At 70.3% G+C, this 19,695-nt stretch carries 23 protein-coding genes; 7 read left to right on the forward strand and 16 right to left on the reverse strand.

Going from position 1 to position 19,695, the window contains the following annotated elements:
- Positions 1–183: 183 nt before the first annotated feature.
- The 16 genes from ACFVDM_RS37095 to ACFVDM_RS37170 all read right to left on the reverse strand — a co-directional run bounded on the left by ACFVDM_RS37095 (position 184) and on the right by ACFVDM_RS37170 (position 11,914).
- Entirely contained in the window at positions 184–666 is a 483-nt protein-coding gene (locus ACFVDM_RS37095) for a hypothetical protein (protein ID WP_383651100.1), read from the reverse strand.
- A gap of 24 nt (positions 667–690) precedes the next feature.
- Positions 691–1,560 (reverse strand): DUF317 domain-containing protein, encoded by an 870-nt coding sequence (locus tag ACFVDM_RS37100; RefSeq protein WP_383651101.1) that lies wholly within the window; start codon positions 1,558–1,560, stop codon positions 691–693.
- Positions 1,560–2,771, reverse strand: a complete 1,212-nt coding sequence (locus ACFVDM_RS37105) for an ATP-grasp domain-containing protein (protein ID WP_383651102.1) — start codon at positions 2,769–2,771, stop codon at positions 1,560–1,562. The genes ACFVDM_RS37100 and ACFVDM_RS37105 overlap by 1 nt, the downstream gene beginning before the upstream one ends.
- A 32-nt stretch (positions 2,772–2,803) precedes the next feature.
- Positions 2,804–3,622: a hypothetical protein gene (locus tag ACFVDM_RS37110; protein ID WP_383651103.1), complete on the reverse strand. Its 819-nt coding sequence runs from the start codon at positions 3,620–3,622 to the stop codon at positions 2,804–2,806.
- 50 nt (positions 3,623–3,672) lie between these two features.
- Positions 3,673–4,104, reverse strand: a complete 432-nt coding sequence (locus ACFVDM_RS37115; protein WP_383651104.1) for a VUT family protein — start codon at positions 4,102–4,104, stop codon at positions 3,673–3,675.
- A gap of 213 nt (positions 4,105–4,317) precedes the next feature.
- Positions 4,318–5,649 carry an MFS transporter gene (locus ACFVDM_RS37120; protein WP_383651105.1) on the reverse strand — a complete coding sequence of 444 codons (1,332 nt, stop codon included), beginning with the start codon at positions 5,647–5,649 and terminating at the stop codon, positions 4,318–4,320.
- Positions 5,646–6,128 (reverse strand): regulator, encoded by a 483-nt coding sequence (locus tag ACFVDM_RS37125; protein WP_383651106.1) that lies wholly within the window; start codon positions 6,126–6,128, stop codon positions 5,646–5,648. Before ACFVDM_RS37125 ends, ACFVDM_RS37120 begins: the two co-directional genes overlap by 4 nt.
- On the reverse strand, positions 6,125–6,940 hold the full coding sequence (locus ACFVDM_RS37130; RefSeq protein WP_383651107.1) for a winged helix-turn-helix transcriptional regulator: 816 nt from the start codon (positions 6,938–6,940) through the stop codon (positions 6,125–6,127). The genes ACFVDM_RS37125 and ACFVDM_RS37130 overlap by 4 nt, the downstream gene beginning before the upstream one ends.
- Before the next feature lie 41 nt (positions 6,941–6,981).
- The gene (locus ACFVDM_RS37135) at positions 6,982–7,392 is read right to left on the reverse strand and encodes a hypothetical protein (RefSeq protein ID WP_383651108.1); all 411 of its coding nucleotides are present in this window, start codon (positions 7,390–7,392) and stop codon (positions 6,982–6,984) included.
- A gap of 10 nt (positions 7,393–7,402) precedes the next feature.
- Positions 7,403–7,846 (reverse strand): hypothetical protein, encoded by a 444-nt coding sequence (locus ACFVDM_RS37140; RefSeq protein ID WP_383651109.1) that lies wholly within the window; start codon positions 7,844–7,846, stop codon positions 7,403–7,405.
- Entirely contained in the window at positions 7,843–8,319 is a 477-nt protein-coding gene (locus ACFVDM_RS37145) for a hypothetical protein (protein WP_383651110.1), read from the reverse strand. The genes ACFVDM_RS37140 and ACFVDM_RS37145 overlap by 4 nt, the downstream gene beginning before the upstream one ends.
- 140 nt (positions 8,320–8,459) lie before the next feature.
- Positions 8,460–9,185 (reverse strand): hypothetical protein, encoded by a 726-nt coding sequence (locus tag ACFVDM_RS37150; protein WP_383651111.1) that lies wholly within the window; start codon positions 9,183–9,185, stop codon positions 8,460–8,462.
- A 21-nt stretch (positions 9,186–9,206) separates the two neighbouring features.
- Entirely contained in the window at positions 9,207–9,902 is a 696-nt protein-coding gene (locus ACFVDM_RS37155) for a hypothetical protein (protein WP_383651112.1), read from the reverse strand.
- A 14-nt stretch (positions 9,903–9,916) separates the two neighbouring features.
- Complete coding sequence (locus ACFVDM_RS37160; RefSeq protein ID WP_383651113.1) at positions 9,917–10,393, reverse strand: hypothetical protein; 477 nt, start codon at positions 10,391–10,393, stop codon at positions 9,917–9,919.
- Positions 10,390–10,920, reverse strand: a complete 531-nt coding sequence (locus ACFVDM_RS37165) for a DUF4913 domain-containing protein (protein ID WP_383651153.1) — start codon at positions 10,918–10,920, stop codon at positions 10,390–10,392. The genes ACFVDM_RS37160 and ACFVDM_RS37165 overlap by 4 nt, the downstream gene beginning before the upstream one ends.
- Before the next feature lie 238 nt (positions 10,921–11,158).
- Positions 11,159–11,914, reverse strand: a complete 756-nt coding sequence (locus ACFVDM_RS37170) for a DNA-methyltransferase (protein ID WP_383651114.1) — start codon at positions 11,912–11,914, stop codon at positions 11,159–11,161.
- Between the two features lie 500 nt (positions 11,915–12,414).
- Between ACFVDM_RS37170 and ACFVDM_RS37175 the strand changes: the two genes are divergently transcribed.
- The 7 genes from ACFVDM_RS37175 (at position 12,415) to ACFVDM_RS37205 (ending at position 19,693) form a co-directional block, all read left to right on the forward strand.
- Positions 12,415–13,530 carry a C40 family peptidase gene (locus ACFVDM_RS37175; protein ID WP_383651115.1) on the forward strand — a complete coding sequence of 372 codons (1,116 nt, stop codon included), beginning with the start codon at positions 12,415–12,417 and terminating at the stop codon, positions 13,528–13,530.
- 139 nt (positions 13,531–13,669) lie between these two features.
- Positions 13,670–13,984, forward strand: a complete 315-nt coding sequence (locus tag ACFVDM_RS37180) for a DUF6112 family protein (RefSeq protein ID WP_383651116.1) — start codon at positions 13,670–13,672, stop codon at positions 13,982–13,984.
- Entirely contained in the window at positions 13,984–14,670 is a 687-nt protein-coding gene (locus tag ACFVDM_RS37185; RefSeq protein WP_383651117.1) for a hypothetical protein, read from the forward strand. The genes ACFVDM_RS37180 and ACFVDM_RS37185 overlap by 1 nt, the downstream gene beginning before the upstream one ends.
- A 38-nt stretch (positions 14,671–14,708) precedes the next feature.
- Positions 14,709–16,082, forward strand: a complete 1,374-nt coding sequence (locus ACFVDM_RS37190) for an ATP-binding protein (RefSeq protein WP_383651118.1) — start codon at positions 14,709–14,711, stop codon at positions 16,080–16,082.
- A gap of 75 nt (positions 16,083–16,157) precedes the next feature.
- Positions 16,158–17,630, forward strand: a complete 1,473-nt coding sequence (locus tag ACFVDM_RS37195) for an SCO6880 family protein (protein ID WP_383651154.1) — start codon at positions 16,158–16,160, stop codon at positions 17,628–17,630.
- Between the two features lie 58 nt (positions 17,631–17,688).
- Positions 17,689–18,150: a DUF6238 family protein gene (locus ACFVDM_RS37200; RefSeq protein ID WP_383651119.1), complete on the forward strand. Its 462-nt coding sequence runs from the start codon at positions 17,689–17,691 to the stop codon at positions 18,148–18,150.
- A gap of 28 nt (positions 18,151–18,178) precedes the next feature.
- Positions 18,179–19,693 (forward strand): ATP-binding protein, encoded by a 1,515-nt coding sequence (locus tag ACFVDM_RS37205; protein ID WP_383651120.1) that lies wholly within the window; start codon positions 18,179–18,181, stop codon positions 19,691–19,693.
- Positions 19,694–19,695 lie beyond the last annotated feature (2 nt).

The raw sequence follows: 19,695 nt of genomic DNA on the forward strand, positions 1-19,695 counted from the left end.
CCGCTACGAGAAACGCGCCTACATCTACCTCGGCACCGTCACACTCGCAGCCCTCGTCATCTGGCTCAGAACATGATCCGAGAAACAGTGCCTAGAGCAGGCGTCGAATGACTCGGTCGTGCGGCAACGTAGGGGGTAGACGAAGGGACGGTTGCGCGCCGTGGTCGAGGGCCGCGAGGAGGCTCAGCGGGTGCGGGCCCCGGTGCGGGCATGTGGCGGGACGGGGGTGCTCCGGAGGTCAGGACTGGCCGTACGCCCGTGCGGGGTCGGGGTCCAGGCGCCGGGGAACCAAATGTTGGTGTACTTCTCGATGGCGTCGCGCAGGCCGGTGGTGACAGCTCCGTCCCACGGTGGGCGGCCGGGGCGGTGGTAGGTGTCGAAGGTGCCGTACCGCCGGGTGCGCGGGCGGGTGTTGGTGGCCTCGTCGCGGCGGTGGAAGGTTCCGTGGTCCGCAAAACTAAGTGCCACAGCGTCGATCTCGCCGCGTTCGGGGTGGACGATCGACAGGCGCAGCCCGCCATAGGTGTCCGCGTGCATCGTGCTGGTGAAATCGATGCGGAGCCGCACCGACGTGCCGGGCGGGGCGGCGAAGTAGGTGTTGCCGACGACGGTGTCGTCGAAGGGGAGGCACAGCTCGGCGAAGAACTCGGCGGCTTGCAGGGACAAGAGGCTCTCCGGGGTGGTCTGGTTCTATCGGCGGGGCCCGGGGAGGGCTGGTCGGCTGGCGGAGCTCCAGCGCGGGACGCTGGCCGGAGGAAGTGCGGTCGGCCGGCGGGCGGAGATCCGTTGCACGTCGAGTGGTGTGGGGGCCGGCGGGCTGGGCGGGAGGATCGGTGTGAGCGTGGCCATTCCGTCGATGTAGCTGAGGGCGTCCTTACGCCACCGGGCCAGCGGTGCCGGGTCGGCGACGCATTCGGTGACAGCCCTGAGCAGGACGACGGGGGTGTGGGTGCTGGCGGTGGCGTACCAGACAGGACGGTCAACGGACGTGCCTGCCCACAACTGCCAGCGCGCGTCCCGCGTCGTGAGTTCGGCTTCCGCGTCGAGGGTGCCGGTCGTGAACTCCAGACCGGCTTGGCCGTCCGGGGGCGCGACCTCGAATACGCCGTCGAGAGGGCGGCGGTCGAGCGTCCAGCCGTGCTTCAGCAGGGGTACGACAGCGAGGAAGGGTTCGCGGTCCTCGCTGCGTGGGACCGGTGCCGCGAGGTAGGCATCCGGTCCCTGTTCGTACGCGGTCGCGAGTGCGGCGGTGAACGCGTGGACGAACTCGGTGGGGACGCGGTCGTTGAAGCAGACGCCCCAGGCGGGCGGTCCGAAGGGATCCTTGTAGGCGTTGATTCGCCAGAGGCCGTCGTCGTCTCCCTCGGGCAGGTAGCCCACACGAACGCGCTGGTCGGGTGCGTCTACGTACATGTTGCCGAGGTCGTCGTGGCGTGAGCCCCATCCGAGACCGAGCAGTGGCGCCAGGGCCGGGCCACCGGTTCCGGTGGTCGAGGCGAGGTGGCGTGGGGAGACGTAGACGTCGCCGTCCACGTCATGCTGGGCACCGGCGGCGTTCATCAGCAATCCTCCGTCGTGACGAGGGTGATCTCGTCGGCCACGAGGTCCAGGTGCTCGGTGACTTCGGCGGTAGTGCGGCCGGTGACGATGTAGAAGCCGGCGCGGGCGGTGTACAGGTCGCCTTCGGGCGGCAGGCGGAGCGGGTCGCCGATCTCGCAGAGCCACTCGATCTGGCGGAGCCAGGGGGTGTGCGCGGCAAAGGGCTGGGTGATGTGCCGTGCGGTGACGGTTCCGGAGGTGTCCGGGTGGAGCATGCGGATTCCGGCGGCCTCATGGCGGGTCTGCGTGAGGTCGGGGGTACTGCCGCAGGCGATGTCGGCTGCGGCGCGGGGCAGGTCGATGCCGGTGGCGAGGCGTACGAGGTGGCCGATCATGTCACCGCCGATGCGCCCGTTGACCTCGATCAGCCGGGGTGTGCCGTTCACCATGCGCATCTCGACGTGCTGGATGCCGTCGGTGATGCCCAGGGCGCGCACTGCTGCGGCGGCGACGGGAGCGACCTGGTCGAGAAGGGGGTCGGCGGCGTCGACGGTGTGGCCGACCTCTTCGAAGTACGGGGCGGGGCCGAGGTGTTTGCGGGTGATGGCGACCGCGGTGGTGTGGCCGTGGTGGGTGACGCATTCGACGGAGACTTCGGGGCCGTCGAGGTACTCCTCGACGAGCATGCTGGTGTCCTCGCGGCTGCGGGCCGCGCCGGCTGCGGCGAACTCCACAGCGTCGGGCAGGTCTTCGGGGCGGTCGACGCGGCGCACCCCGATGCTTCCGGCGAACGCGGCGGGCTTGATGACGACGGGGTAGCCCAGGGTCATCGCGGCCATGCCGGCCTCCAGCAGTGTGCGGGCGCGCATGGCGGCGGCGGATGGTACGCGGTGGTGGGCGAACAGGCCGCGTGCGGTGGCCTTGTTGCGGCAGTTGTTCATCACGTCCTCGGACGGCCAGGGCAGCCCGAGGACGTGTGCGAGGCGGGCGGTGGGCACGAGGTTCCATTCGTCCCAGGTGACGATGCCGCTGAGCGGGTGGCGGGCGGCGAGTGCCTGGCCTGCGGCGAGGGTCGCGTCGGGGTCGGTCAGGTCGACGACGGCGTGGTCGATGACGTACGGCTTCTCCCACGAGACGGCGGTGCCGGTCAGCAGGACGACGTCGTAGGCGGCTGCGACCTGCTCCAGGCAGTACCCGCGGTAGATCTCATCGCCCGGGGAGACGACGAGCACGACGGGGCGGGGCGAGGTGGAAATAAGTGCTCCTAGGTGGGTATGTCAGTGGGGTTGGGCAGGTGGGCGGTCACGCGGGAGTACCAGCGGTGCGCCCATTCCCGGCAGTTGCTGCAGCTCTTGTGCCGGTGGCCGGGCAGCGGCGGCCGGCGGCGGGCCCCCATGGACCAGGCCATGGAGTCGGCCGAGACCAGACCGTCGGCGTACGAGGCGAGGCCGGTGGTTTTCACGCCGAAGCCGTGCAGGGAGAGGCCCTGGGCTGCCAGGGTCCGGACGATCGACGCGATCTGTCCGCTGGCCTGGCGTCGACAGACCGAGCCGAGACCGACGACGGGTTGGGAGGTGAGATCGATTCCGGCATCGGAGTACATCTGGGCGCTCGTGAGGTAGTGCCGGAGGTGCCATCCCTGCAGTACCGGGATGAACGGCAGGTCAGGGGCGATGCCGCGCAGAGCCAGGTAGTTGGCGACGGTGCGCTGCTGGTGGACGGTGATGGCCGCGTCCAGGTCCTCCTCCGTATCGTGCCCGGACAGGCCCCGGGCGGCGCGGGTGCCGTGGAACCAGCGGGGGCTGGTGGATGGAAGGTGGGGCGTTCCGGTGATCACCCAGGGCTCGCACATCCAGTCCTGAGGGGCGGCCCACTGCATCTGGCCGATCTCTTCGGCGTAGCGGCGGACTTCGGTGGCGTACTCGCGGGCGGTGGTGGTCCAAGTGCCGTGTCGTTGGAGTTCGCTGAATCCACCCGAGTCCAAGGCCCACGGGCTTCGGGCGCGGGGGTAGGACCTGCGATTGCGGAGCCGGTTGCGGGAGATGAACAGCGGGTACGGGCTGTCCTCCAGCCAGTTCACCATGTGCGTGCCGAGATAGAACCGAGTGCCGTGCGTGGTTGCGGAGGTGGCTGCTATGCCGTCACCCCCGGGCGGCGGACGAGGGCGAGTGCGACGATGGCGACCGCGGTCATGGTGGCTTTGCCCAGGACTTGCCCCGGCAGATGGGTGAGGGATCCCTCCGCCAGTGCGAGGAAGAGCACCGAGTCGACGACCAGGCCGACGGTGTTGCTGAGGGCCATCGCCGTGACGAGGCCGCAGTGGCGCACAGGCTCGTAGACGGCTGTGTCGAGGAGTTCGGAGAGCAGGAACGCCGCCGTCGAGGCGAGAGCGAGTTCCGGATCGGCGAGCCACCAGGACAGGGCCCCGCCCGCCAGGACTGCGGCGAGCGCGACTGCGGGGCCGAGGGCTTCACGTACGAGGTCGCGCAGGACGAGAGCGATGCCGGCAAGAAAGACCCCGGCCGGGGCTGTGAGGCCGGGCCCGATAGGGACGGTTCCGAACATGGTGATAAGGAGGCTCGCCGCGGGAACCGTGCTGATGTACGCGGCGGTCAGTAGCGGGCCGGACAGGCGCCCGGGTGCCGGGGTGAAGCCGGAGGGGAGGCCGGTGCGAGGTTTGAGAGGCGCGGGCTGCCGTGGCCTGGTGGTGCTGGCGGACAAGGAGAAGAGGTCTCCGGTTCGGTGACGGATCCACGGGCGGGCGGCGGATCGGCGAGGTCAGGTACGCAGGGAGGGATCGGTGCGCAGCTGGGTGAAGGCCCAGGCCAGGCCGATGGCCTGGAGGGCGGCGCAGGCCGTGATGACGTAGCCGAGCGCGCATGGCGGGGTGAGTGCGGTGAGGATCCCGGCGAGAGGGAACGGCAGCAGAAGGATGAGGATGCTCACGCTGAGCGCGCTGCCGAACTGGCCGGCTGCTGGGATGAGGCGGGAGCGCACAGTGCGCAGCACGACGGACATGCCGCCTTCTGCCGCCATGAGGGCCGCGACCAGGACGAGGTAGGTCCAGTAGTCGGGTGCCCAGGCAGCGGCGAAGCAGGCGAGCGAGGCGATGGCCGCGCACGCGGCGCCCACGGGCCACAGACCCACGCGGTCGATCGCGAACCGGCAGAGGGCGACGGTGATGATGGTGGCCGCGGCGGCAGCGGACCAGAGCAGGCCGACCGCGGTGGTGGTCTGCCCCAGGCGTTGGACGACGATCACCGGGCCGGCTGCCTGCAGGACGCCGGAGGCCAGGTTAGACAGGGTGAGTCCGGCCACGAGCCATCCGAGAGCGGGCACGGCGCGGATCGTGCGCCACCCCGTGCCGAGCCCGGCTAGATGTCCCTTTTTCGGGGCGCGGGCCGGGGCGACGGGTGAGGGCGGTGCGGGCACGGCGCGGATCGTGCGCCACCCCGTGCCGAGCCCGGCTAGATGTCCCTTTTTCGGGGCGCGGGCCGGGGCGACGGGTGAGGGCGGTGTGCGCAGCGCGAGGATCGCGGCGAGCAGCGACAGGGCCGTGATCACGGCGAGCATCGTCGGTGGTCCGGCGAGCAGGAGTACGCCGGCGAGCGCGGGTCCTGCGAGGGTCGCGGTCTGGTCGATGCCGAGCAGGACGGCCTGGACGCGGTGGGCCCGGGTGCCGGCGCGACGGCTGGCTGCGGCGCCCGCGGTCTCGGCGGCGATGTATCCGAACTCGCTGAACACACCGGTCGTAGCCGCGACCACCATCACGGTCACCGTCGCCGTGGTCCCGGAGGGATGAAAGTGCAGCAGGACCGCGCCGGCGGCCAGGGCCAGCGCGCGCACGAGCGAGGCGAGATGCAGCACGATGGCCGCACCGCGCCGGTCGACGACGGAGCCGGCCCACCCGAACGCGGCGAGTCGCGGGATCCACTCCAGCGCGAAGGCGGTGCCGGTCAGTTCGGCGGAGCCCGTTGCGGCAAGGACGAGCAGGGGAATGCCGTAGGTGGACATGGCGAGCGCGAGTGCGTCCGCCGTGCGTGGCAGGTACACGCTGGTCGCCAGTGCGCGGGCGTCGCGCGCGTGGCGGGGCATGACGGCGGCACTCACGCGGCGGCCTGCTCCGGTTCGCACACACGGAGCACCTGGGGGTTTCCGGCCAGCCACTGGATCAGGAGCGCACGGAGACGGGACATTCCATCCGCTGCTCCGTCGGCGCTCTCGGTGGTGAGCGAGGGTGCCAGTCGATCAAGGACGTATCGGATGCGGCTGCTGAACTCGCAGACGGGGACCGGGGCGGCCCGGCGCCGGGCCCAGGTGGCCATCGCGTCGTACAGGTCAGCCAGTTCATGGCCGGCCTGGGTCAGTTCCAGGCCGGTGCCCGGCGAGCCCCAGATGAGGCCGTGGGCGCGGGCTGTTCCGGACGCGCTGCGCAGTTGGTGCGGGGCCAGGTCGGGAAGGGTGCCGCCCAGCCGTCGCGGCGGTATCGCCCCGTTGTCGTCGATCTCGGTGACCAGGCGGACCAGGGGCCGCGAAGCGAGCAGGTCGATGGCGCGCTGCACTTCGGCCGGGCTGAAGGGGGTACTCATCGGCGCGGTCCTCCCGCCGGAACGGCTGCGTTCGGAGAGTGCGTGGCGTGCGAGAAGAGATCCCGCTTGTGCCAGCCGGGTGCGGCTGCCGCGGGGGCGGGCCTCGGACGGCTGCTGACCCACGGCGCTGGCGTGGGCTTCACCTGCGGATTCCCCCACACGGGGTGCTGGGCGGCCCGGGTGAGGGGCTGTCCTGCGGACCAGGCGGACAGGGAGCCGAGCACGGGGCCCAGAGCGTTGCCGGCCTCGGACAGCCTGTAGGGCCGCCCCACACCGTCGGTGACGACCAGACCGTCCGAAACGAGTTGCCGTAGCGGCGGGTACACGCTGGTCCAGTCGCTGCCGGGCATCACGATCCGGCCCAGAGCCCGGCCGCTGACCTCCTGACGGGACTTGAGCACCCACAGGATGGCTGCGGCGTGTCGGCGGGTGAGAAGAGTGAGGCTGTCCTCGATCTGCTCGATGGCCGGCAGCGGGTGTTCCGCCGCTTCCAGGTGTTCCTCGGCCCAGGTGACGATCACGGGCAGGACCTGCAGCAGGGCTTTGCCGCGGTCGGTGTGGCCGTAGGTCACGTGCCGTGCGGTGTGCTCGGTTCGTTCGACGAGACCAACGTGGCACAGCGACGTGAGCTTGGGGTGGAGCTGGCCGGACTGCAGCCAGGACACCTTGGCAGCCACCTCGCTGTAGCGCAGCGGCGACCTGGCCAGGGCCAGGAGGATCCGCACGTTCCAGCGCGGGGTGATCATGGCGAGGGTCTCGGTGACCCGGGCGATGTCGGTATCGATGTCGGGACGCAGAGCTGTGGTGACCAAGACAGGAACTCCTGGGTGAGTACGGCGAATCCGATGGCGGATCAGCGGCTGGGGACCGCGCTCTCGCCCCGTGCGGGCCCTACGGGAACGGGGGCGGCGGGCGCGGGTGGGCTGGGTGAGGGGGCCGGGACGCGGCCCAGGCTCTGCAGGACGGCGAACACCAGAGGGGCGAGCCCGTCACGGAGGGCGACGGCTTCGGAGAGGCCTCGCGCGGCGTCGAGCAGATGGCTCACCTCGGGCCGGCCGATGTGCTCCGGGCTGAGAAGTTGACCGAGGCGGGCGCGATGGGCAGTAACGGTGTGCTCAGCTCGGAGAACCTGCGCGTGCATGTCGAGCAGGGCGCTGAGCATGCCGGGCGGCTGGCTCTCGGCGTGGACGGCGAGATCGCCGATCGGAACGTCGTAGAGGTCTTCGATCCGAGTCGCTATGTCGGTGGACGTGATCTGGGTCAAGCGGTGGCTTTCACGGTCGGCGGTGCCGGGTCACTCCGGCGTGCTGAGATGCCGGTCCGGCAGAGGGGGGTGGGGGTGCGGTGGCCGTGAGCTGTGCCGTACGGACAGGCCGGGCCGTCGGGGCGGGCGACGGCATGGTGCGCAGGAGCCCTCCGAGGGCAGCGCGGTACCCGTCGCGGGCATCGAGCGCCGCGTCCAGCCACTGCGCGTCGGAGTGGAGTTTGTCGGCCGACAGCTCGCTCATGTCGCGGTCGGGGGCCATGTCGGCGTGGACCCGATCGCGTACGCGGGCGACCTGCTCCTCCGCAAGTGCCAGGAAGGAGCGCAGTTCCAGGGCGCGGGCGAGAGCGGGCGGGGCATCGTCGCCGACGGACGCCTCGTACAGCACGGAGACGGACTTGCCGAACGCGTTCTCCAGGTCGGAGTCCAGGGTGCTGGCCTTGTCACGGCTCATCGCGCGGCCCGTCCTGACGGCCGCACCGTCGCCGGTACGGCAGTGCCTGCAGGTCGGCTCGGGGTGCCGGTCTGTACGGCCGGGCTGGTACGGGGCCGGTGGCGGGCGAGGCGCTCTGCGGCGAGGCCCTGCTTCCCCAGGGCGTCCGGATCGACGAGCCATCGCACGACCATGGCCCGGCCGTCGCGGGCGGTAACGGCCGCGTTCACCCGGTGGGCCAGCCCCATCGCGGGGTCGTCGATCTCGCTCGGCTGAGTCAGGAGTGCGGCAAGGAGGTCGTTCTCGGCACGCTCCAGCACCAGTTGGGCATCGACGAGCAGACTGTGCCACCTGACGACAGCGGTGGCGTCGGGATTCGCGTCCGGTTCGGCGGTGACCGCGGCCTTCAACTGCTCCAAGCCCATGCCGAAGCGGGCTTCGACAAGGCTGGTGAGGACGCCCACGACAGAGTCTTCGGGTACGCCTTCGGGCATGGGGGTCTCCTGTTCTGAACAGGCGTGGAATGAATGGGAGCCGCGGCGTCGCCCCGGCGGCTATAAGAGTCCGGACAATCGCCGGTTTGGCTAACCGGCGATCGTCGGCTATGTTGCGCTGCCCGCCTCGGGGTGAGGGCTCACCGCGCACGGCCGGGCGGGCGCACGGCAGGCCCCTTCGCTACCCCGGCCGGGAAGATGGTGGTGGGGCGGACCGGCGGAAGGGGGCCTGCCTCGCCGGCAATGCGAGCGGTGCACCACTGCAGGGCCTCGTCCGCTGTGTCGAAGCCGCCCTCACGCAGGGTGCGCGTCCAGGTGTCGGCATTGACCTCCTGGATCATCACGCGAAACGGCGACAGCGTGCCCTCGCCCAGGGCGTGCAGGGCCACCACGATGACCATGTCGTCCGGGTCGTCGCTGGTGTAGGAGTAGCCCATGGCGTATCGATCACCGTCGCCGATGAGCCGCTGCTCCAGCGCCCGCGTGGCATCGTCTGCCGGCGGTGCGCCCAGCCCCGGGTCGAGAGCGATGGCTTCGGGTGGGCAGCCGCGGTGGATGAGCCAGGACTGCGCCATCGCGGCCAGAGGTAGCGGGGCCTGATCGAAGGTGAACGTCCCGTCGGCGTGGTCTCGTCGCAGATGAACGGCGAGTACCTCGGGCGCGCCGGGGTGTCCCCAGACTGCGCTGCGGTCATGCAGGACGTAGTAGCTGTGTGGCCCGTCGTGGTGCTCTGCGAGGGGGACGAGTTCGCTGGCACCGATCGTGCGGTAGAAGTCGAGGTACGTGTCGTCGGCGTCGAGGTCGTCCAGATCGAAGTCGACCTGGGGGACAGGCTTATGCTCCGGTGCCGGCTCGGGGTGTGGCAATGAAGGGCCCTTCGGTGGAAATCAGCGCCGCTGAAGTGGTGTTGACGGCGGCCCGGTGGACTGGGGCGGGGGGAGTTTCGGCTCCAGTGCCGTGGGTGTGCGCCGGGCGGCGACCAGTGCCGCTCTACCGGCGTCGGTGAGTGCTACGGGCTGACCGGCGTGTACGGGGTGGCTGGTGTCGAGGGTGACCAGTCCCCCGTCTTCCAGCCGCCGCAGCGTGGCGTGGGGGATTCGGGTGCCGGAGGCGGCCGTGACGGACATCCGGCCGGTCAGCAGGTGCTCGTAGAGCTTGGCGCCGCCCGCGATGGCGAGCAGCGCCGCTTGGTCGTCCGTGGACAGATGCTGTGTGTCGGGCGCGCAGGAGGCTGCCGCCGCCTCGATCGGCTCAAGGGCGGCAAGCACGTCCCGAGCGGCGGCGTCGCGAGCATCGGCAGCCTCTTCGAGTTGATCCACAGCGCGATCGATGCGCGTGAACAAGGCGCAATCGACGTCGAACTCACCGCTGGACAGGCGGTTGAGGAGACGCAAGTAGAAGACGACACCGGTCTGAGTCCGGGCCAGGTCCCGGTGCCGGTCGACCAGCAGTGTGTGCTGCTCATCGAGGACCCTGCGGTCCCGGTAGTCCCACAGGGTGTCGATGTCGTGTCCGGTGGCGGCTTCGAGACGGTGGTCGAGCGGGGAGACGGCGCGCCGGGCCCCCGGCGCGTGTGCGGACATGGACGGCGCTCCGTTCAACGTGTCCTATTGACAGCGGGGTTGGGGGCGGTTCGCGGGAGGCCAGGCACCGTGATGGGCGGCGGACCTGGCCGGGGCGCAAGGACGCGGGCAGCTACCTGCGGGGAGCGCGAACGTGCCGCATGGGTGCGGGCGCTCAGCGGCCGGCGGGACATGCCCAGGCGTCGGCCGACCTCGTCGTAGACGTCATTGCCTGCGCGCGGCCGGATCGCGATGACGTGAATCTCCTTGCGGTGGGCGGATTCCGCGGGGGCCGGGCGCAAGGCGTAGACGAGGCGCCAGTCCTTGCGGGAGTCGATGAACAGCTTCCTGTACCCCTGCAGGTCCCCGTCCAGGCGCAGGCCGAAGCGCTCGGCGTTCACGACTTCTTGCAGGTAGGAGAGGGTGAGGTCGCGTATGTCGCCGGGGGCCTGGAGGAGGTCGGTAAGCGCGCGGGGGTCGATGCTCAGCCCGAAGGCAGGACGTCCCGTCACGACAGCGGTTCGACGGCGTCGTCGGCTTCTGTCGCAACTTCCGTCTCGGTGCGTACGGATGGCGGCGGACTGGGCAGGAGGCGGTGTGCGGGCCGGTCGGGCGAGGTCATGCAGGCCGACAGCGGGCCGCCCGGCGCGCGGATCGCGGCGACGGCGTGGGTGAGGAAGTCCCGGTGCCACACGAACAGGCCGCTCAGCCCGGCCTCGGGGTCCGTGTGCTGCTGATACGCGAGCCACAGGGCGTGGAGCCATGCCACGACGTCGTCGTGCTCCTGCCATTGCAGGCACCACGGTGCCGCGGTGGTGACCTCTGCCCCGTAGACCGGAAGGAAGAAGTCGTCGACCCAGTCGGACAGGGCGTCGAGTTCGTCCTCTCGCTCCTCGCCGGTGAGTTCCAGGATCGGGCGGGGCTCCGGCGGAGCGGCCGTCGACGGGCCGCCGAATCCGGGCATGCCGTACGCGGCGAACGGGGACGGAGCGGCAGCGAGATGATCGATCTGCTGCGCCTGCTGCGCCGACTGCTCCATGAGACGCCGCACGCTCGCCTCGATTCCCTCCAGGTGCTGATCGGGGAGGCGGATCGGCTCCAGGTCGGCTGGCATTTCGGATTCAGGCATGGTGAGGTCGGCCTCCTACGAGACGCAGAGTTGAGACGTTACGGGGCTCGCGCGATACCTCCGGGGAACTACCCGCCCTTTCGGGCGGCTCTATTCCGACGGGCGCGCGCGGGCACTGCCGAGCTGGGCGGCGGGGCGAGCAAACGGGTCAGGCGGTGAGAACGACGTCATCCCGAGTGAGGATTGCGCGGATCGTCTCGGTGAGCCGGTCACTCGCGATCGATGCGTAGTGCTCGGTCTTTTCCACGCCGATGAAGTCCCGGCCCTCCAGAAGGGCGGCCACGCCCGTGGAGCCGGATCCGGCACAGAAATCCAGAACCGTTCCACCGTCGGGGCTGATCTTGACCAGCTCGCGCATCACCTCGACCGGCTTCTGCGTGATGTGCTGGCGCTTCGCACCCGAGGGCTGCGACGCGGAGTACATTCCCGGCAGATAGACCGGATTCCGGGAGCCGTCGATGGCCCCCTTCGACGCCCAGACGATGAACTCGCAGTTCTGGGTGAACCGGCCCTTCTGCGGCCTGGCCTGGGGCTTGTGCCAGGCCAGCACGCCGCGCCACAGCCAACCGGCGGCCTGGATCGCGTCCGTGGTGATCGGGAGTTGACGCCAGTCGGTGAAGAGCAGCGCCGTTCCGCCGGTCTTCGTCAAGCGGTGGGCCTCGGTCATGATCTGCGTCAGCCAGTAGCCGTACGAGTGCTGGTCCATGTTCTCACCGGTGAAGTCGGCGAGGCCGCTCTTGGAGTCGACGGAGGTGTACTTCTGCTTCGCGGAGCGGGTGGTGCGCTCCTTCGCGGTCCTACCGCCCGAGTTGTACGGCGGGTCGGTGATGACGGAGTCGACGCAGTCGTCCGGAAGGGTGGAGAGAACGGCCAGGGCATCGCCCTGGTGTAGGGAAAATGGCAAAGAGGAACCCCGATTCGGGTGCGGAGACACGGAGGGAATCTGTCACCTCGCGCAGGAGTCCTCGCGGGCCGGAATTGGGCATGCAGAAGCCCAGAGCCACGGGCCGAGGAGGGCGAGGGGATTCAAAAACTGTAGGGGTGAACCCGCCGACGGCCAAGAATCGCGGGGGCGGGGTACCGGTGTCCGGCACCTCTTTGGCCATCCGCCGATCCGCGTCTACTGTTTTTCAACGGCCGGACGCACTCCGGTGCCGGCGCCCCTTGCCGCACCTCACGGGAGAATATGGGTTCCGGCCGCCATACCTGGCTCATAGCCCAGCCGCACGAAACGGGCAGCAGCTCGCCCTGCGCCGGACCGCCTGTGACCGCCCACCCCGGCTGCCGTGCCCTCCGGCTGCCTCGCGCTCGCGGCACGACCGGACACCACACCCCCAAGGAACCCTTCATGACATCGCGCAACCCGCCCCTATCCGAAACCGCTGGGCGACCAGTCCGCCCGGTTTGAAGGCGCTCGCCGCCGGCATCGGTGTCGTGGTCCTCTCCCCGATCCTGATCGCCAGCACCGGCATAATGCTGATCGCCTCGGCCGACGCCATGCAGAGCAACGGCTCGTTCGCGAGCTGCCTGAACGGCATCGACAGTGACGAGGTCGCCGATCAGGTCGCCAAGCTCCTCGACGGCGCGTCCGGGAAGGACGTGCACGTGGACGGCTTGGACCTGCCCGACGAGCAGGTGCCCAACGCCCAGACGATCGTGGCCGCAGGCCTCTCCCTCGACATTCCCGCCAAGGGTCAGGTCATCGCGCTCGCCACGGCGATGCAGGAAAGCCGGCTGCGCAACCTCGCGACCGGCGACCGCGACTCCCTCGGCCTCTTCCAACAGCGCCCGTCCCAGGGATGGGGCACCGCCGAACAGATCCGCGACCCCATCCACGCGAGCGAGCAGTTCTACACGCACCTGCTCAAGGTCGACGGGTGGCAGCAGATGACCATCACCCAAGCCGCCCAGGCCGTGCAGAAGTCCGGCTTCCCCAACGCATACGCGCGGTGGGAGCCGCTGGCCACCGCGCTGCAGTCCGCCATCGCCAAAACGTTCCCCGGTGACGCCGCCGACAAGCACACGGCCCAGACCACGCAGTCGTCGGCCAGCTGCGCACTGGGACAGACCGGCGCCGGTTTCGGCTTCATCCCCGCGGGGAGCGTCCCTGCCGGATACGTGATCCCCAAGGACGCCGACCCCCGGGCACGCAAAGCCATCGCCTGGGCGATGCAGCAGCTCGGCACGCTCTACCAGTGGGGCGGATCCTGCACGGATGCGCACGGCCCCGACCCCATGGGGCGCTGCGACTGCTCCAGCCTGATGCTCCAGGCGTACGCACACGCGGGCGTCACCCTCACACGCACCACGTACACGCAGGTCCGCGAAGGCAAGGCCGTCTCTGCCTCGGACCTTCAGCCCGGTGACCTGCTCTTCTCCCGCGGCACCGCCGCACGGCCCGAGCATGTCGGCATGTACATGGGCGCGGGCCTGGTCATAGAGGCACCGCGCACCACGAAGCCGGTTCGGATCACTCCGATCAAGGACTGGTCGATTCTCGCCGTCCGTCGCGTCCTCTGACGCCACGCCCGCCCGGCAACACCCCGGGTGGTCAGGGGCCCACGGTCATTGCCTCGCCCTTCGCGCAACCCTCCCCCCCGTTTTCGCCTTCCGCCGGCCATCGCTCGGTCCGGCGCATGCAAGGAGCGTCACCACTTTCATGTCCAGCCCTCTCACGGACCGTGTCCTGCACCTCGCCTACGACCCAGGAATCTCGCCCAAGGGCGGTGGCCTGCCCGGCCTGAGCGTGCTGAAGAACGTGGTCAACAGCATCAACATGTTCGGGATCATCGCCGTCGTCGGCGCCCTCGCCGTCTCGCTCGGCGTATGGGCCTGGGGCCACCACACCGGTGGCCACCAGGCCGAAGCGAACGGGAAGAAGGGCGCCGTCGTCGCCGCGGGCGCCGCCCTCGGACTCGGCGCCGCGAACGGAATCGTCGCCTTCTTCTCCAACCTCGGAGCCCAGGTCCATTGATGCCGCGACTCTCCTTCCTCGCACTGTCCTCGTACGGCTCGGGGCGGTGGGCCACCCGTCGCATCGCGATCGTGGTCACTGCCGGTGTCGCCCTGCTCGTGGCGGCCTCAGCCGTCGCCCTGCTGAGCGGAGGCGGGAACGGTCACCGAACGGCATCATCGCCGCCCGCCCCGAGCAACAGCTCGTCCTCCCCCGAACCGACTCCCAAGTCGTCCTCCGGATCCGGTTCGGTGACCCGGCCTCCGCAGCAATCCGAACCGGTCGCCTACGCCAGGGCGGCAGCCGAGATGCTCTGGTCCTACGACACCCGTGATACCACCCGCGACCAGCAACTCAGCGGCATGCGCTCGTGGATGACCACCGAGGCCAAATACGCCGACTGGGCCTCGGTCTCGGGGCAGATGCCCGACCCGGTGCTGTGGTCGCGGATGGCCGACCAGGACCAGCACGCCACGGGAACCGTCGTCGAAGGCCACTACCCCACCGCGTTCAAGGACGTCCTCGCCGAGGACCCTTCGGCGATCACGGAGGCGTACGTCTACGTCGTCACCGTCAACGGCAAGCAGGAGATCAGCTGGAAGGGCGGCGGAGGCGGCGCAGAGGAACGAGCGATGACCCTGGCCGTTCAGTGCCGGCCCGGCCACGACTGCGCGCTGGCCGCCATCGCTCCCAGCGTCCACCAGTGACCGCCCGTCCCCGTCCCGACAGAAAGGAGGAGTAGCTAGTGGGATTCTGCGACATCCCCGTGGCCGACAAGTTGTGCGACACGGGCGACGCGATCCACTTCGCCGCGAACCCGGTCGCTACTCTCGGGGCCTGGCTGGCACGCTCGGCGGGCGAGCTTGCCGCCGCCTCGGCCGACCTGGCCGCCGCATCGGTCAACACCACCACCCGCGTCGATCTGAACGCCACGTGGTTCCGCGACAACTACGAGATGCTGCTGCCCCTCGGGCTGACCCTGCTCGTCGCAACATTCTGCGCCCAGCTCATCCGTGCCGCCATCCGGCGCGACGGGCAGGCCCTCGTCCAGGCGGGCACCGGCACCGCCTCAGGCGTACTGTTCGCGTTCTCCGCCATCGCCCTGACGACAGTAGCCGTCAAAGTAGTCAACGCCATCAGCGACGGCCTGTTCAAATCTGCACATCTGAGTATCGAGTCCGCGGTGCGGCGCATGGTGATGGTCAACGGGATCGCCGCCCTGACTGGAATGGGCTGGCTCGTCCCGGTCGTCGCCGGACTCGGCGCGGCTGTCGGCGCCATCCTGTACTGGTGCGTGATGATGGTCCGCAAGGTCGGAATCCTCGTCATGGTCACCCTCGCGATCTTCGCCGGAGCCGGCGGTGGCTGGGAAGCAGCCCGCCGCTGGCGTCGCGGCTGGATCGAGGCCACCGCAACACTCGTGGTCTCCAAACTCCTGATGACCGTGATCTTCGTCCTCGGCGTCGCCGCCCTCGGCAAGACCGAAGCAAAAGACGGCATCTCCGCACTCGCGGACGTCATGTCCGGCATCGTGATCATGGTCCTGGTGCTGCTGTGTCCGTACGCCGTCTTCAAGTTCGTGCACTGGGCCGCTGAAGGCAGCGACGGAGAGACGATCCACCGCGCCGGTGGCGCCGGTGCGCAGATCGCCAAGGCGCACGCTGAGAAGGCCGCGCGCAAGGCCGCCGCAGCCGCCACCAGCGCCGCAACCGGCGGCACCACCGCCGGAGGGGGCGCAGCACCTCAGGGCCCCGACGGCAGTGGCGGCTTCCCCGGCGACATCGCCGCCAACCCGAGCGGCGCGCCCGGCGAAGGCAAGCAGGGGCCGCAGAGCGGCGGCACGGGTCCTTCGTCCGGCGGCGCCGCGGTCAAGTCGGGTCTGGAGAGGGCCGTTCAGCCCGCGCCGACGAGCGTGACCGCAGACACCAGCCGTCAGATGGGAGGCAGCCCCGCCCCCGGCGGCTCCGGAGTGAGTACCGGGCCGGGGCACGGCGGCGGGTGGCAGTCCACCCCGCCGACCACCACTCCGCCGCCGCAGGGCGCTCCCCCGCCCTCCGGTACGCAGCACACCCCGTCCAGCAGTGCGGGCGGATCGCCGCCGCCTGCGGCCGGCCTCTGATCCCCTGACCGACTGCCGGGGGCGGGACACGCCCCTCCCGCCCCCGGCTTCCACCCGCACTCCCAGGACCAGCCCATAACTGACGTATCCGTTGCCCCGGTCACGGTGAAGTTCCCGCACCGGTCCCGTCGCGGCATCCTTCTCGGACTTACCCTGCCTCAACTAGCACTCGTCGCCGCGACACTGGCGCTGCTGCTGGTCACCGTCGTCTCCACCGGACTGCTCGGTGCCATCGCCCTGGCGCCGCTATGGGCCGGGTCCGGTGCGCTCGTCGCGATCCGCCGTAACGGCCGCTCACTGATCGACTGGGCGCCGGCCGTCATCCGGTATGCGTACCGCCGCCGCACCGGACAGACCCTCTGGCTCGCCCGGCCCGTCACCCGACCGCGTCAGGACGGCGTCCTCCACCTGCCGGGCAGCGCCGCCTCCCTCAAGGTCGTCACCCCCGGCGACTCGGCCAACGGCGCCGCGGCCGTCCACGACCCTCACCGGCAGACCCTGACGGCCGTCGCCCGCGTCACCTCCCGGGCCTTCGCCCTTCTCGACCCCGCCACCCAGAACCACAACGTGGGCAGTTGGGGACGGGCCCTCGCCAGCATCGCCCGCACCGGTCACGTCTCCAGCGTGCAGGTACTGGAGCGCACCGTCCCCGACACCGGCGACACCCTCGCCCGGCACTGGGCCCAGCACGGTCACCCCGACGCCCCGGTCGCCGGACAGATCTATTCCGAGCTGGTCGCCTCGGCCGGCCCCACCGCGGCACCGCACGAGACATACCTCGCCATCTCGCTCGACCTCAAGGCCGCCCGTCGCCTGATCTCGCAGGCCGGCAGCGGACTGCCCGGCGCGTTCACCGTCATGGAACAGACCACCTCCTCCATCGCCCAGGCCGCCCGCACCGCGGGGCTCCAGGTCACCGGCTGGCTGAACGCGCGGGAGATCGCCGCCGTCATCCGCACCGCCTACGACCCGAAGGCGCTCGCGGCCCTCCAGCACTGGTCCGAGACCGGCCGCGCCGAAGCCGATCCCGCCGCCGCCGGCCCCGTCGTCCAGGTCGAGGAGTACGACCGCCTCGCCACCGACAGCGCGCGGCACGCGACGTACTGGGTGGAGAACTGGCCGCGGACCGACGTAGGGGCCGGTTTCCTGCACGGGCTGATGTTCACCGCCGGGGTGCGTCGCAGCCTCTCCCTCATCTACGTGCCGCAGGGTCTCGAATCGGCGCTGCGCGACGTCCAGCGCCGCAAGGCGGCCATCATCTCGGACGCCAATGAGCGTGCCCGCCGAGGACAGGTGGACTCCGAGGAGGACTCAGTCGAGTACGCCGACGTCAAGACCCGCGAACGGCAGCTCATCGCGGGACACGCCGACGTCGCGTTGACCGGCCTGATCACCGTGACCGCCGAAACCGACGCGCTCCTGGACGCCGCCTGCGCACAGATCGAAACGCACGCAGTGACCCCAGGAATCGACCTGCGACGGCTCAACTACCAGCAGCCGGAAGCGTTCACCCTGACCGCCCTCCCTCTCGCCCGCACCGCCCTGTGAACCGGAACCAGTCGGCCCTGGCCACCACTCCAGTTCACCCGCGACGGAAGGACCACCGTTGACCTCTCCTACGCGCCTAGACGACGCGCACCCCTACCTCCGCGCCGCGAGCGCCGGGATCCGCCATCACGCACAGGCCATCGCTCCCTCGGGCATCGTCCCCTCCAGGCCCGCGGATCGTCCGCACCTGGACGTGCTGCACGCGCATCTCACCGCCCTGCTGCCGATTCTGGACCGGCTCGCCCAGACGACCCGGCCCCCGCACCCGGCGGCCGGACGCAGTCTCGAATCCGCCCACACCAGGCTCTGGCAGGCCGCCAGCGACGTCCACGCCGCCTTTCACCTGCTGCCTGGTACGCGGCCGGCCGACGGCCAGGCACGCTCCTGCAGTCCCGATCAGCTTCCGGAAGGCCCGCCCGTGCTGACGATCTGCCAACGGCACCTTGCCGCCGGCCACGTCGTCCGCCGCAGAACCACGCCCACCGACCTCCACCCATACACCACGGTCTGTGTGCGGTGAGCAGTACCCGCCGAATCGAGGGCCGCCGATGAGCCACCGGTCCGCCCGCCGAGGCCGCCGCGCGTCCGCGACCGCGCTGTTCACCCCTCACACCACCGACCGCGCCAGCCGCAGGGCCGCCCGCCGTCAGCTCGCCGAGGCCATCGCGAAGGCCCGCTCCGAAGCCGTCGCTCACGGACGCGGCAGCATAGACGCCGAAACCCAGATGCCTGCCGCACTTCATCCGCCCGGCGGACGGAGCGGGCCCGCGTCCGCTCGCGGAAGCCGGCTGAAGCTCCCCGCCCACCGCATGACCACCGCCGTGGCCGCCGGTGCCTACCCCTTCCTCGCCGAAGGCGGCCTCGGCGCCGAGGGCATCTACATCGGCCGCGACGTCCACGCCGAAGCGGCTTTCGTGTTCGACCCGTTCGCGCTGTACGGGAAGATCGAAGGGTTCACGAACCCCAATATCCTGCTCGCCGGCGTGATCGGCCAGGGCAAGAGTGCGCTCGCCAAATCCTTCGCCCTGCGTTCGGTCGCCTTCGGATACCGCGTCTACGTGCCGTGCGACCCCAAGGGCGAATGGACACCGGTCGCGGAAGCCCTCGGCGGACGGTCCGTCGCCCTCGGTCCCGGACTGTCAGGACGTCTGAACCCTCTGGACGCGGCCCCGCGCCCCGCGTCCGTGTCCGAGGCCAACTGGGGCGGCGAGATCCGCAAGCGCCGGCTTCTCCTTCTCGGCTCCCTGGCCCGCACCGTCCTGGGCAGGGACCTGAGGCCCGTGGAGCACACCGCTCTGGACATTGCGCTCGACACCGTCGTCGCCCACGCAGCCGATGCCCACCGCACCCCGCTCCTCGGCGACATCGCCGCGGCCCTCAACAACCCTTTGGCACTCGACGACGCCGCAGGCGTGATGCTCGGCCAGCTCGGAGATGCCGCCCGCGACCTCGCTCACGCCATGCGCCGGCTGGTCCACGGAGACCTGGCCGGCATGTTCGACGCACCCTCCACCGTCGCCTTCGACCCGACCGCGCCGATGCTCACCATCGACCTGTCCCGCCTCGGCGGTTCGGGCGACGACACCGCACTCGTCCTCGCCATGACCTGCGCCAGCGCCTGGATGGAATCCGCGCTCTCCGACCCGAACGGAGGCCGACGCTGGATCGTCTACGACGAAGCATGGCGCCTGATGGCTCACATCGGGCTGCTCCAGCGCATGCAGGCCCAGTGGAAACTCAGCCGCGGTCTCGGCATCGCCAACTTGATGATCATCCACCGGCTCAGCGACCTGCTCACCGCCGGCGACGCGGGCTCACAAGGCCGCGCCCTGGCCGAGGGCCTTCTCGCCGACTGCAGCACTCGCATCATCTACCGCCAGGAGACCGACCAGCTCCACGCCGCAGCCTCCCTCCTCGGCCTCACTTCCGTCGAGACAGGCGCCATCCAGCACCTCATCCGAGGCCGCGGGCTGTGGAAGGTAGCCGGCCGATCCTTCGTCGTCCAACACCTGCTGCACAGCCTTGAGTTCAACCTCTTCGACACAGACGTCCGCATGCGCTGAGA

This window comes from Streptomyces sp. NPDC057682 (genome assembly GCF_042799575.1).
Lineage (GTDB): Bacteria > Actinomycetota > Actinomycetes > Streptomycetales > Streptomycetaceae > Streptomyces.